The sequence below is a fragment of the Aeromonas taiwanensis genome, assembly GCF_000820165.1.
Lineage (GTDB): Bacteria > Pseudomonadota > Gammaproteobacteria > Enterobacterales > Aeromonadaceae > Aeromonas > Aeromonas taiwanensis.
Map to the genome: position 1 here is coordinate 18,765 of NZ_CDDD01000026.1, position 11,977 is coordinate 30,741.

The window sequence follows — 11,977 nt, forward strand, 5'->3', positions numbered from 1 at the left end:
CCGTGATCCCGCTTAAATACTTGTCCATACAGGTGACATTCAGTTGGCGTTAACTGGTAATACCTGTCAGGATGGCCGCAATTATCCCACCTCTATCTATTGCCCAATTTTCATGTCCTCATCTGATCCCGTTTTTGACGCCCGTTTCCAGACCCGCCTGTTGCATCCCCGTTACTGGCTGAGCTGGCTCGCCCTCGGCGCCATCGGTGTGCTCGCCTTCGTGCCTCCGCGCTGGCGGGATCGTCTGGCCGATGCCCTGGCCCCCCTGGTGTGCGCCATCTCGAAGAAGCAGATCTACATCGCCAGGACCAACCTCGCCATCTGCTTCAAGGACAAGAGCGAGGCCGAGCGGGAGGCGATTCTGATGACCTCCATCCGGGTCGGCCTCAAGAGCCTGCTGGGCTTTGGCGAATTCACCTGGCGCAGTCCCGCCCACGTGATGGGGCGGATCCAGGTCAGTGGCTGGGAACATATCGAGGCGGAGCAGGCCGCCGGTCGGCCGGTGATCCTGGTGGTGCCCCACAGCTGGCCCATCGACGCGGCAGGCTACTACTTCGCCCAGCGGGGCCTGCCCATGTGCACCATGATGAAGAGCGCCCGCAACCCGGTGTTCGACTGGCACATCAATGGCGCACGGGCCCGGCACGGCTGCCGCGTCTACGAGCGCAGCGCCGGCATCAAGCCGGTGATCAAGGCCGTGAAGTCGGGCCTGAGCTTCTTCTATCTGCCGGATCAGGATCACGGCCGCGAGGCGAGCCTGTTCGCCCCCTTCTTCAACCACCCCAAAGCGACGTTGCCGGCCCTGCCACGGCTGGTGAAGCTGACCGGCGCCCGGGCGCTGCCGGTGCTGGCCTGCTACGACGAGGCGGCGCACGGCTACCGGCTGGAGATAGAGGCCCCCTACGCCGATTACCCGAGCGAGGATCTGCTGGCGGACACCTGCCGCATGAACGACAGCGTGGAGCGCCAGCTGCGCCGACACCCCGGCCAGTACATGTGGTTCCTCAAGATCTTCGACACCCGGGAGGACCAGGTGGGGGAGGATGGCCTCTACGAAGAGGGGATCCGGCGCATTCGCCGGGGCCTGGCTCCTCACCCCTGAGCGCCCTTCAAAGGTGGTCCCATGCGGGCCACTTTTTGTTTCTAACTAGTCTGATCAGTGACTTGGCGTCAGGGCCCGACGCAGGGCAGGGTAGAAAAAAATGTCAGGATCACTAAAATAACGGTCTGTTTCGATGATTCGATGGCGACCATGTCCGCACAAGACCCGGTGTTTGACACCTCCTTTCATCTTCGCCTGCTGCACCCCCGTCTGTGGGGCAGCTGGCTGGCGATAGCCCTGCTCTCCCTGCTGGCCTGGATCCCGGCTAGAGTCCGGGACAAACTGGCCAACGCCCTGGCGCCCACCCTGCTGCGGTTCTCCAGAAAGCAGGCCTACATTGCCGATACCAACCTCAGGATCTGTTTTCCCGAGCTCGATGAGGCGGGTCGTCAGGCCCTGCTGCTGAAATCGATCCGGGTCGGTCTCAAGACCTTCATGGGGTTTGGCGAGCTGACCTGGCGAAGCCCCGCCTTCCTCAAGGGGCGCATCAAGGTGCGCGGCTGGGAACATGTGGAGGCCGAGCGCGCAGCCGGTCGTCCCATGATCTTCGTGGTGCCCCACACCTGGGCGGTGGACATGATAGGCCGCTTCATCACCGACGAGGGGGTGCCCCTGTGCACCATGATGAAGAGCCCCAAGGATCTGGTGTTCGACTGGTACATCAACCGCGAGCGCAGCAAGGGGGGCAGGGTGTACGAGCGCAGCGTCGGCATCAAGCCCGCCATCAAGGCCCTGCGCGGTGGCGACAGCTTCTTCTACTTGCCGGATCAGGATCATGGCCGCGAGGCGAGCGTCTTCGTGCCCTTCTTCGGCCACCCCAAGGCGACCCTGCCGGCCCTGCCCAAGCTGGTGAAGCTGACCGGTGCCCGGGCCGTGCCGATCCTCGCCTGCTATGACGAGGACGAGGGCTGCTACCGGATGGAGATTGAACCGCCGTTCGATCCCTATCCCACGGCGGACCTGGAGGCGGACGTCAACCTCATGAACCGCATGGTGGAGCTGCAACTGACCCGCTTCCCCGAGCAGTACATGTGGTTTCTCAAGATCTTCGAGACCCAGGAGGATAACCTGGGGAAAGATGGTCTCTACGAGGAGGGGATCCGCCGCATCCGCCAGGGGTTGCCCCCCGAGCCTTGATCGACACGGCCCGTCTGCGGGCCGTTTTTATTGACCTGATGGCGCTGGCACCGCATGCTCCGGTTGCAGAGATGACCATGGCGGTCAGGGGACAAACAGAGGCAACTATGCCGTGAAGAGGGTGACAGGGCGTTAATGAAAATTCCGAATCGAATCCAGCCTCTGGTTGATGACGGCCTGGTGGACGAGGTCATCAGCCGGTTGATGAGCGGCAAGGAGGCCGACGTCTACGTGGTACGCTGCGGGGACGAGATCCGCTGCGCCAAGGTCTACAAGGAGGCCTCCAAGCGCAGCTTCAAGCAGGCGGTGGTCTACCAGGAGGGACGCCGGGTGCGCAACAGTCGCAACGCCCGGGCTATGGAGAAGGGCTCCAAGTACGGTCGCCAGCAGCACGAGGAGGTGTGGCAGAACACCGAGGTGGATGCCCTGTTCAAGCTGGCCGCCGCCGGCGTGCGGGTGCCCAGACCCCATGTCTGTCTGGATGGCGTGCTGCTGATGGAGCTGGTGACCGATGCAGACGGCAACGTGGCTCCCCGTCTCAACGACGTGGCGCTCACCCGGGAGCAGGCGCTCATCGACCATGGCAAGGTGATCCGCTACGTGGTGCGCATGCTCTGCGCCGGCCTCATCCACGGTGACCTCTCGGAGTTCAACGTGCTGGTGGACGCACAGGGCCCGGTCATCATTGACCTGCCCCAGGTGGTGGATGCCGCCGCCAACAACCAGGCGAAGGCCATGCTGGAGCGGGACGTCAACAACATGCGCAACTATTACGGCATGTATGCGCCCGAGCTGCTCAAGACCCGCTACGCCAGGGAGATGTGGGCCCTGTTCGAAGATGGCAAGCTGGGCCCCGAGACCGAGCTCACCGGCCTGTTCGAGGAGAGCCGGGAGGCCGTCGATCTGGACGGGGTGCTGCACGAGATAGAGAGCGCCCAGGCCGAGGCCATGGCTCGGCGGGCCAGGCAGCAGGCGGAGCAGGAGGAAGGGTTCTGATGCGAGTCTGAGGCGTCCCTTGCCTCAGGCCTTCCGTATGAGAGGGCCGGCCATCTTGGCGCCGCAAGGGTATTGAGCACAGAACCAGAAGAGGGGCCGTCAGGGCCCCTCTTCTGGTTGGCGCTGTGCCCGGCCCGGTTAACGAGGTGGATCAGCAAACTTGCCGACAAGGGCGCCGTGCCACCACGAACACCAGGGTGCACAAGGCCATCGGCACCATGAAATCCAGAATGCTCCCGAGATCCCAGACCCTGGGATCGAATCCGCCCCACCAGGGCATGTTGATCCGTCGCCCCTCTCCCAGCAGGGCTATCCAGCGGTATTCTGCCTGCGTCTGCTCCCGTGCGATAAACCAGATGCACCCCACGAGGCCGCCGTATCCCCAGTGCCCAAGACGGTATCCGATCAGCGCCTGGATAGAGAGCGCCGCGCCGGCGTGATAGAGGGGAGAGAAATCCATAGACAGTCCTGGGTGGTCATCAAAAGAGCCCGTAGTCTGCCCTGTTTGACCCGCTTGTGCCAATGGTGCAGCAGAGCCTGCTGGCTGCCCTCAGTCGAGAGAGGCCGTGGCGGCCAGTCGGCCTCGCTCAGGTTTGTCGCCCGGTGAGAGGAATGTCGTGGGCTGGATGCCGGGAAGCGGCGCATCACCAGGCCCCACGGCACGAGCGAGGGCTGAGGGGCACCTCCATTGAGTCAAAAGAGCGCCATGGGCGCTCTTTTGCTTTTCAGCGGCGGGGACTAGATCCCGGCCAGGGGCGGCGCCTGGAGGCGGAGGCCGGCATAGCCCTGCACCTCGCCAAAGCGCGGATCGCCGCGCTCCCAGTCGGCGGCGGCGGTGCGAATGGCCTCACGGTCGAAGCTCACGAAGTTCCACCAGATCTGCAGCGGCTGGGTCAGGGGCTCGCCTCCGATGAGCAGCAGGCGGGCACCCGGGCTGAGCTCGACCGCCACCTCCCGGTTGCCCGGCGGCAGATAGAGCAGCTGTTCCGGCTCGAGCGCGTCCCCTGCGATGCTCGCTTGCCCTTGCAGCGGGAAGAGACCGTGCTCGAAGGCGGGGTTCAGGGTCAGGGTGAGCCGTCCCCCAGCGGGGGCGTGCAGATCCAGTCCCAGGATGGGGGAGAAGTGCAGGGTGGGCGCGCTATATCCCCCGTGCTCGCCGATGAGCAGGGTCAGGGTGATCTCCCCCTCCTGCCAGCGGGGGAGCCTGGGGTAGTGGTCGAAGCGGGGGCTGGTATGCTGATCCTCCTCCGGCAGCGCTATCCAGAGCTGGGCGGCATGCAGATCGGGCTGGTTCGGGAGGGACTCCTCGGTATGGGCGATGCCGCGCCCGGCAGTCATCAGGTTGACCTGGCCGGGGCGGATCACCTGTTCGCTGCCAAGGCTGTCCCGGTGCAGGATCTCCCCCTCCAGCATCCAGGTGAAGGTCTGCAGGGCGATATGGGGGTGGGGGCCCACGTCGAGCCCCGGGGCGCCGGGTGCGAAGCGGGTCGGTCCGATATGGTCGAGAAAGCACCAGGGCCCTATGGTGCGCCGCTCCTTGACCGGGATGGCCCGGGCAACCGGGATGCCGCCCACGTCGGTGAGGCGGGAGGAAATGCGTTGCCACTCATGTGTCATGGGGTGCTCCTTGTGTGGGGAAAGGAAGAAGATAGCCGCTCTGGCGGTCCATCGCCGCAACGCTTCTGATTGGCGACGGTGCAGCACAGGCGGCGATGAGCTGACCACAAGGCTACTATGCACCAATCCCGCGCCGGATGGCAGGCGAAGGCCTCCTGGCCGGGCAATTGCGGCAAGGCACTGTATGAACGTACAATAGTCCCATTCCAGCCTTGAGCCCGACAGCCTGCATGACCGAGATCCAGCCCCCCTCCGTGACTCCACCCGCCGATGGCTTCATCCTGACCCGTCATGGCCGGGACGTACACGGCCGCACCGAAATCGTGATGTGGCTCTGGAGCGAGCAGGGGCCGGTGCGGCTGGTGGTGCCTGGGCAGGAGCCGGTCTTCTTCCTGCCGGAGCGCCATCTGGAGGAGGCGGCCGAGCTCTTCAAGGGGGCCGGAGTGAGGGGGCGTTTTCGCCGCCTGCCCATGCACACCTTCGAGGGCTGCAAGGTGGTGGGCTGCTACTTTGCCACCCTGAGCGCCTTCCACCGCGCCATCGAGCTGCTGCTCATCCGTGGTCTGGAGCACTTCGAGGCGGACATCCGGCTGCCGGAGCGTTTCCTGATGGAGCGCTTCATCACTGCCGGGGTGCGCTTTGGCGGCAAGGCGAGGCGCAAGGGAGGCAGGCAGGGTTACTGGGAGGTGAGCGAGGCGCGCTGCGCCCCCCAAACCGTGACACCGACCCTCTCCTGGGTATCCCTGGACGTGGAGTGCGCCATGGACGGGGCCCTCTTCTCGGTGGGGCTCTACAGCCCCGAGGATGCGCGGGTCATCATGATTGGTGCCCCGGAGGCGGACAGCGACAGCTGGGGCACCCGGGTCGAGTGGGTGGCGGATGAGAACGCCCTGCTGGGGGCTCTGGAGAGCTGGTTCCAGCGGCACGATCCCGATCTCGTCATCGGCTGGAACGTGGTCAACTTCGACTTTCGCCTGCTGCTGCGCCGTGCCGAGCTCTACAAACGGCGGCTGCGGCTCGGGCGGGGGCGCGAGCTCTGCTTCTGGCGATCCTCCCGTGGCGATCCCCAGACTGGCAACGTCATCATCCCCGGGCGCATGGTGCTGGACGGCATCGACACCCTGAAAAGCGCCACCTGGCAGTTCCCGAGCTACAGCCTGGATGCGGTGGCGAGCGAACTGCTCGGGCGTGGCAAGGATATCGAGGACGTGGCGAACCGGGGGGAGAAGATCACCGAGCTGTTCCACTCCGACAAGGAGGCGCTGGCTCGCTACAACCTGGAAGACTGCAAGCTGGTGTGGGAGATCTTCGATTTCTGCCACCTCATCCCCTTTGCCATCGAGCGGGCCTCCCTCACCGGCCTCGAGCTCGACCGGGTAGGGGGCTCGGTGGCGGCCTTCACCAACCTCTATCTGCCACGGCTCCATCGCGGCGGCTACGTGGCCCCCAACCTGCCTGCCGACGGGGGTCTCGCGAGCCCGGGTGGCTATGTGATGGACTCCAAGCCGGGGCTTTATCGCCACGTGCTGGTGCTCGACTTCAAGAGTCTGTATCCCAGCATCATCCGCACCTTCTGCATCGATCCCATGGGGCTGGTGGAGGGGTTGCAGGATCCCGCGCACGCCATTCCGGGGTTTCGCGGCGCCCTGTTCTCCCGCACCCGCCACTTCCTGCCGGATCTCATCGCGACCCTCTGGGCGGCGCGGGACAGGGCCAAGGCCGCCGGCAACAAGGCGCTCTCCCAGGCCATCAAGATCATCATGAACTCCTTCTATGGGGTGCTGGGCTCGGGGGGCTGCCGCTTCTACGATCCGCGCCTCGCCTCCTCCATCACCTTGCGCGGTCACGGCATCATGCAGCAGACCCGGGAGTGGATAGAGGGGGAGGGGTATGAGGTGATCTATGGCGACACCGATTCCACCTTCGTGCACCTGGCGGGAGATACCAGCCCAGAGCAGGCGGACGAGATTGGCCAGCATCTCGCGAGGATGATCAACGACAACTGGGCGGCATTGATCAGGCGGGAGTTCGACTTGCCGAGCCATCTCGAGATCCAGTACGAGACCCACTATCGCCGCTTCCTGATGCCCACCATTCGCGGGCTGGAGAAGGGGAGCAAGAAGCGCTACGCCGGCCTGGTTGGAAAACAGGAAGAGGGACGAGGGGAGGAAGAACATCTGGTGTTCAAGGGGCTGGAATCGGTGCGCACCGACTGGACGCCCCTTGCCAAGGCGTTCCAGACCCGGCTCTACGAGATGGTGTTTCACGACCAGGATCCCAGCGGCTATGTGCGCACCATGGTGGACGAGACCCGGGCCGGCCGGCACGACGATCTGCTGGTCTATCGCAAGCGGCTGCGCCAGAAGCTCGAGGAGTACCAGAAGAACGTGCCGCCCCATGTGCGGGCGGCGCGCCTGGCCGACGAGGAGAACCTGCGCCGCGGCCAACCCCAGCGCTACCAGCACAGGGGCACCATCGCCTACCTGGTTACCCTGAACGGACCGGAACCGCTGGAATACAGGCGCAGCGCCATCGACTACGAGCACTACATCGACAAGCAGTTAAAGCCGATTGCGGATGCCATCCTGCCCTTTATCGGCGAGTCGTTCGAGCGGATCTGCGGTCAGCAGCTGGATCTCTTCTGACGGCCGGGGGGAAACAGGCTGGCCAGTGGCCGGCCACCTTTGCCGCCATGGTGCCTCTTGATGAAATACGGGACTCGCCGTGGGGAAGGGGGCAATGCAAAAAGCCCGCTCAAAGAGCGGGCTTTTCATAAAATGGTGCGTCCTAGTGGATTCGAACCACCGACCCCCACCATGTCAAGGTGATGCTCTAACCAGCTGAGCTAAGGACGCAGGGTGCGCAAGGCGACTTTGTGCTTCGTTGCAATGAAGTGGTGGGTTTAATTGGATTCGAACCAACGACCCCTACCATGTCAAGGTAGTGCTCTAACCAACTGAGCTATAAACCCACATCAAATTCACATCTGCAATTTATTCAAACTGTTATGGTGCGTCCTAGTGGATTCGAACCACCGACCCCCACCATGTCAAGGTGATGCTCTAACCAGCTGAGCTAAGGACGCATAACAGGGTTTCGTGATGGTGCGTCCTAGTGGATTCGAACCACCGACCCCCACCATGTCAAGGTGGTGCTCTAACCAGCTGAGCTAAGGACGCATCACGAAAAGTGGTGGGTTTAATTGGATTCGAACCAACGACCCCTACCATGTCAAGGTAGTGCTCTAACCAACTGAGCTATAAACCCACTTCATAAACCGGATTAAAACCCGTTTTATCCCGCCAGCATTGCTGGCGTGGTCGGCATACTACCCATGGCCCCCAGGGCTGTCAACAAGGGACACGCACAAAGGAGACTGTTTGCCCAGTTCTTGCGCAGCCTGTTGATTTTACAGGCGAGCTTGCCACCGGGCAGGGTCACTTTCCCCGCTATTGCGCCCGGCAAAGGGCGGTGCAGGCCGCGGGGCTCGCGAAGCGGCCATAGATGACGCGAAGCCGCGCTCCCAGCATCAGGGCGGCACTGGTCAACCCGACGATGAAGCCGACCCAGAAGCCCTGGGGCCCCATGCGCGGCACCACCCAGTCGGTCAGTCCCAGGATCATGCCGGTGGGCAGTCCCATGCCCCAGTAGGCGACGATGGTGACGTAGAAGATGGCCTGGGTGTCCTTGTAGCCGCGAAGGGCCGCCGCCGCGACCACCTGCACCGAATCGGAGATCTGGTAGATGGCGGCGAAGAAGAGCAGGGTGGCGGCCAGGCCGATTACCTGCATGTCGTCGGTGTAGATCCCCGCGATGGGCTCGCGCAGCAGCACGGTGAGGGCGGCGGTGGCAGCGGCCACCCCCATACCCAGCATCAGGCCGGTGCGGGCGGCGACCCTGGCCTGATCCGGCTGGCCTTCCCCTATGTTGTGACCGACCCGGATGGTCACGCCGACACCAATGGACAGCGGCAGCATAAAGACCAGGCTGGAGAAGTTGAGTGCTATCTGGTGGCTCGCCACCGTCTCCGCGCCAAAGGGCGCCAGCATCAGGGCGACCACGGTAAACAGGGTCACCTCGCAGAAGATGGCCATGGCGATGGGAAACCCTAAGCGGAACAGGCGCCAGATCCGGCTGCCGTTGGGGCGCGCAAGGTGGGCGAAGAGGTTGATCTTCTGGAAGTGGGACGAGAACTTCACATAGAGGATCATCGCCAGCAGCATGGCCCAGAGCACGATGGCGGTGGCCACGCCGCAGCCGACCCCGCCGAGTTTCGGCATGCCGAAGTGGCCGTGGATGAAGATGTAGTTCGCGGGGATGTTGACCGCGAGGCCGACGAAGCCGATCACCATGGTCGGCATGGTGTGGGAGAGTCCCTCGCTGAAGTTGCGCAGCACCTGGAACAGCACGAAGGCGGGCAGCCCCCACAGGATGGCGTGCAGGTAGCCGGCGGTCTTCTCTGCCATCACGGGGTCCACGTCCATGAACTGCAGCGCCAGGGGGCTGAAGTAGAGCGCCACCATGGCGATGGGGGTCACCATCAGCGCCAGCCAGAAGCCCTGGTGCACGGCGGGGCGCACCTCGTCTTGTTTGCGGGCGCCGTTGAGCTGGGAGACGATGGGAGTGAGGGCCATGATGATGCCCTGCACCAGCAGGATGACCGGCAGCCAGAAGCTGGAAGCCACCGACACGGCGGCCAGATCCACGGCGCTCACCTGTCCCGCCATCACGGTATCGACGAAGTTCATGGCGATCTGGGCCACCTGGGCTACCAGTATGGGGCTGGCTAGACGAATAAGCTGCCTCGCCTCGGACCAATAACGTTGCACTGACACCTCCGAGTGGATCAGATAAAAGAGAAAGAGCGGGTAAGAGAGATGGGCTTTTGCCTCCTCGTCCTGAGGAGACAAAATGTGGGGGTGTCATTCTAGCCTGAAAAACCGCCAACGGGGAAGGTCGGCGGCACAGTTTGACCCGGTGATCAGGCGTCCTCGTGATCGCTGATCAGCAGGTTGGCCGCGGCATAGGCGGCCTGTTCGCGTAGATCCGCCGGTACCCGCTCGTCGGAGGCCACGGCGTTGAGCGCCCGGATGGTGGCGGCGATGGCATGGGGCACATAGCCCTGCTCGCCGGAGCCAATCTGGTTGTAGGCGATGCGAATGGCTTCACAGCATTGATATACCTGCATTTTTATTTCCTCGTTAAGCCTGGATTGAATGGGGTCACTATAGCGAGCGCGCTCGTCCTTGTCAGCCGGCAGCCTTGTCTTGCACGGTGGCGAGGGGTAACCTGCCGACAAATTTGTCACAGCGTGGAGAGACACATGTTCACCGGCATAGTACAGGGGACCGCCGAACTGGTGGCCATCGAGGCGAAACCCAACTTTCGCACCCATGTGATCCGCATGCCGAGTCCGGCCTGGGGCGAGGGGCTGGCGCTCGGGGCCTCCGTGGCCCACAACGGCTGTTGCCTCACCGTCACCCGGGTGGAGGGGGATCTGGTCAGCTTCGATCTGATGCAGGAGACACTGCGCCTCACCAACCTCGGGGAGCTGGTGGTCGGGGACAAGGTCAATGTAGAGCGGGCTGCCCGCTTTGGTGACGAGATCGGTGGTCACGCCATGTCCGGCCACATCATGGGCACGGCGCAGGTGACCTCGGTCATCGACACCCCCAACAACCGCCAGGTGTGGTATCGCCTCGCACCCGAGCTCATGAAATACGTGCTGACCAAGGGGTATATCGGCATCGACGGCATCAGCCTGACCGTGGGTGAGGTGCGTGGCAGCGAGTTCTGCGTCAACCTGATCCCCGAAACCCTGGCCCGCACCAACCTCGGCTGGGTCAAGGCCGGCTGGCAGACCAACATCGAGATCGATCCCCAGACCCAGGCCATCGTCGACACGGTGGAGCGGGTGCTGGCGGCACGCCAATAAGCGCCGGACACGGCCGCCGAGGCTGTTGTTGCGCACAGGAGAGCGGGACCCATCGGGTCCCGCTTTGTCTTTCTCCATCCCGCGATAGGGTGACTCAAAACATCTGCTCGTCGTCGGCATCCACGAAGAGTTGCAGGCAGTCACGGGCTTCGTCCCTGTGCAGCCGCAGGTGGATGGGGTTGCAGCAGGCCATGCAATCCTCGTAGAACTCCTGATCCCCCTGGCTGGCATCCAGCTCGACCCGGGTGTGATGGCCGCAGTGGGGGCAGACGATGCGCTTGCTGGTGTACTCGATCATGGTGACCTCCTCGGGCCCTTGGGCCGCCTTTCTCCCCTGATTCTAGTTGGGTCGCGTGGCCTTGACCGCGAGCAAGCGCACGTTTATGACCCTGATCAAGGGAGAGGCGAGGTCACCCACGGATGAGGTCGACGGCTCAGGCACCAGGGTACCGTTTTGGGGCTCACCCGACCCAGCTTGCCAGCATCTCGGCGTCCAGCTCGGCAAGGGAGCGCAGCTCGTGGTTGGCGATGGCCAGGCGGGGATCGTCGACCAGCGCCGGGTCTGGCACGATCAGCGCCGTCATGGAGGCGGCCTTGGCGGCCAGCAGCCCGGTGAAGCTGTCCTCGATGGCGAGACAGTGCACCGGGTCCACCCCCAGCTTCTCGGCGGCGTGGATGTAGACATCCGGGTGGGGCTTGCCAAAGCGCTCCACCTCGGCGGAGTGCACCGCCATGAAGCGATCCTGGATGCCCAGCTTGCCGAGGACGGCGTCCACCATGGCGAAGGGGGAGGAGGTGGCAAGCCCGATCTTGAGGCCCTGCGCCTCGATAAGGTCGAGGGCCTCCAGTACGCCGGCCTTGGGCTCGCCTTCCGCCAGAATGAGGGTGATCACCTGATCCAGGATGCGCTGTACCACCTCGTCCTGGCTGGGACCACTCCAGGGGCGCAGTCGATACCAGTGGGCCACCAGCTGATCGATGCGCACCCCTATGGTGGAGTTGCAGTCCTCTTCCGTGTGGGGGTGACCCAACTCGGAGAACACGGCCATCTGGGCCCGTTGCCAAAAGGGTTCCGAGTCGATCAGAACGCCATCCATATCGAAGATCACGGCAGCTAACATCTTGTACTCCTGACAGAGGTGAAGGGGGGATTATACGGCAGGCGCCTCAATGGAAAAGGGGCAGTCGCC

The 11,977-nt window shown here is 63.7% G+C and carries 11 protein-coding genes and 5 tRNA genes; 5 read left to right on the forward strand and 11 right to left on the reverse strand.

Annotated features, from left to right (window positions below; translation table 11 throughout):
• Window positions 1-112: 112 nt before the first annotated feature.
• The 3 genes from BN1136_RS04695 to BN1136_RS04705 all read left to right on the forward strand — a co-directional run bounded on the left by BN1136_RS04695 (window position 113) and on the right by BN1136_RS04705 (window position 3,235).
• On the forward strand, window positions 113-1,102 hold the full coding sequence (locus BN1136_RS04695; RefSeq protein WP_043760782.1) for a lipid A biosynthesis (KDO)2-(lauroyl)-lipid IVA acyltransferase: 990 nt from the start codon (window positions 113-115) through the stop codon (window positions 1,100-1,102).
• Between the two features lie 141 nt (window positions 1,103-1,243).
• Window positions 1,244-2,239: an LpxL/LpxP family acyltransferase gene (locus BN1136_RS04700; RefSeq protein ID WP_043760779.1), complete on the forward strand. Its 996-nt coding sequence runs from the start codon at window positions 1,244-1,246 to the stop codon at window positions 2,237-2,239.
• A gap of 135 nt (window positions 2,240-2,374) precedes the next feature.
• Window positions 2,375-3,235 (forward strand): PA4780 family RIO1-like protein kinase, encoded by an 861-nt coding sequence (locus tag BN1136_RS04705; protein ID WP_043760776.1) that lies wholly within the window; start codon window positions 2,375-2,377, stop codon window positions 3,233-3,235.
• Between the two features lie 151 nt (window positions 3,236-3,386).
• Here BN1136_RS04705 and BN1136_RS04710 read toward each other — a convergent pair whose 3' ends face one another.
• Both BN1136_RS04710 and BN1136_RS04715 read right to left on the reverse strand, forming a co-directional pair.
• A complete protein-coding gene (locus BN1136_RS04710; RefSeq protein ID WP_043760773.1) occupies window positions 3,387-3,695 on the reverse strand; it encodes a hypothetical protein in 309 nt (102 codons plus the stop codon).
• Between the two features lie 278 nt (window positions 3,696-3,973).
• Window positions 3,974-4,852 carry a pirin family protein gene (locus BN1136_RS04715; protein ID WP_043760769.1) on the reverse strand — a complete coding sequence of 293 codons (879 nt, stop codon included), beginning with the start codon at window positions 4,850-4,852 and terminating at the stop codon, window positions 3,974-3,976.
• A 230-nt stretch (window positions 4,853-5,082) separates the two neighbouring features.
• Here BN1136_RS04715 and BN1136_RS04720 point away from each other — a divergent pair, with 230 nt between their 5' ends.
• The gene (locus BN1136_RS04720) at window positions 5,083-7,497 is read left to right on the forward strand and encodes a DNA polymerase II (RefSeq protein WP_043760766.1); all 2,415 of its coding nucleotides are present in this window, start codon (window positions 5,083-5,085) and stop codon (window positions 7,495-7,497) included.
• A 133-nt stretch (window positions 7,498-7,630) separates the two neighbouring features.
• Here the strand turns inward: BN1136_RS04720 and BN1136_RS04725 are convergent.
• The 7 genes from BN1136_RS04725 to BN1136_RS04755 all read right to left on the reverse strand — a co-directional run bounded on the left by BN1136_RS04725 (window position 7,631) and on the right by BN1136_RS04755 (window position 10,040).
• Window positions 7,631-7,707: transfer RNA gene (locus BN1136_RS04725), tRNA-Val, on the reverse strand.
• Between the two features lie 39 nt (window positions 7,708-7,746).
• Window positions 7,747-7,823: transfer RNA gene (locus BN1136_RS04730), tRNA-Val, on the reverse strand.
• Between the two features lie 37 nt (window positions 7,824-7,860).
• Window positions 7,861-7,937 (reverse strand) — tRNA-Val (locus BN1136_RS04735).
• 17 nt (window positions 7,938-7,954) lie between these two features.
• Window positions 7,955-8,031: transfer RNA gene (locus BN1136_RS04740), tRNA-Val, on the reverse strand.
• A gap of 11 nt (window positions 8,032-8,042) precedes the next feature.
• Window positions 8,043-8,119: transfer RNA gene (locus BN1136_RS04745), tRNA-Val, on the reverse strand.
• Window positions 8,120-8,301: 182 nt separating this feature from the next.
• On the reverse strand, window positions 8,302-9,681 hold the full coding sequence (locus tag BN1136_RS04750) for an MATE family efflux transporter (protein WP_043760879.1): 1,380 nt from the start codon (window positions 9,679-9,681) through the stop codon (window positions 8,302-8,304).
• Between the two features lie 152 nt (window positions 9,682-9,833).
• Complete coding sequence (locus BN1136_RS04755) at window positions 9,834-10,040, reverse strand: YaeP family protein (RefSeq protein WP_043760763.1); 207 nt, start codon at window positions 10,038-10,040, stop codon at window positions 9,834-9,836.
• A gap of 135 nt (window positions 10,041-10,175) precedes the next feature.
• Here BN1136_RS04755 and BN1136_RS04760 point away from each other — a divergent pair, with 135 nt between their 5' ends.
• On the forward strand, window positions 10,176-10,787 hold the full coding sequence (locus BN1136_RS04760; protein ID WP_043760761.1) for a riboflavin synthase: 612 nt from the start codon (window positions 10,176-10,178) through the stop codon (window positions 10,785-10,787).
• 94 nt (window positions 10,788-10,881) lie between these two features.
• Here the strand turns inward: BN1136_RS04760 and BN1136_RS04765 are convergent, their stop codons facing one another.
• Window positions 10,882-11,085 (reverse strand): CPXCG motif-containing cysteine-rich protein, encoded by a 204-nt coding sequence (locus BN1136_RS04765; protein WP_005301298.1) that lies wholly within the window; start codon window positions 11,083-11,085, stop codon window positions 10,882-10,884.
• A gap of 163 nt (window positions 11,086-11,248) precedes the next feature.
• The gene (gene hxpB, locus BN1136_RS04770; protein ID WP_043760759.1) at window positions 11,249-11,908 is read right to left on the reverse strand and encodes a hexitol phosphatase HxpB; all 660 of its coding nucleotides are present in this window, start codon (window positions 11,906-11,908) and stop codon (window positions 11,249-11,251) included.
• Window positions 11,909-11,977 lie beyond the last annotated feature (69 nt).

Bases quoted from the DNA above. Each gene is read 5' to 3' on its own strand.
- BN1136_RS04760 (WP_043760761.1), top strand. From the start codon at position 10,176: ATGTTCACCGGCATAGTACAGGGGACCGCCGAACTGGTGGCCATCGAG.
- hxpB (WP_043760759.1), bottom strand. From the start codon at position 11,908: ATGTTAGCTGCCGTGATCTTCGATATGGATGGCGTTCTGATCGACTCG.
- BN1136_RS04720 (WP_043760766.1), top strand. From the start codon at position 5,083: ATGACCGAGATCCAGCCCCCCTCCGTGACTCCACCCGCCGATGGCTTC.
- BN1136_RS04695 (WP_043760782.1), top strand. From the start codon at position 113: ATGTCCTCATCTGATCCCGTTTTTGACGCCCGTTTCCAGACCCGCCTG.
- BN1136_RS04700 (WP_043760779.1), top strand. From the start codon at position 1,244: ATGGCGACCATGTCCGCACAAGACCCGGTGTTTGACACCTCCTTTCAT.
- BN1136_RS04705 (WP_043760776.1), top strand. From the start codon at position 2,375: ATGAAAATTCCGAATCGAATCCAGCCTCTGGTTGATGACGGCCTGGTG.
- BN1136_RS04755 (WP_043760763.1), bottom strand. From the start codon at position 10,040: ATGCAGGTATATCAATGCTGTGAAGCCATTCGCATCGCCTACAACCAG.
- BN1136_RS04765 (WP_005301298.1), bottom strand. From the start codon at position 11,085: ATGATCGAGTACACCAGCAAGCGCATCGTCTGCCCCCACTGCGGCCAT.
- BN1136_RS04710 (WP_043760773.1), bottom strand. From the start codon at position 3,695: ATGGATTTCTCTCCCCTCTATCACGCCGGCGCGGCGCTCTCTATCCAG.
- BN1136_RS04715 (WP_043760769.1), bottom strand. From the start codon at position 4,852: ATGACACATGAGTGGCAACGCATTTCCTCCCGCCTCACCGACGTGGGC.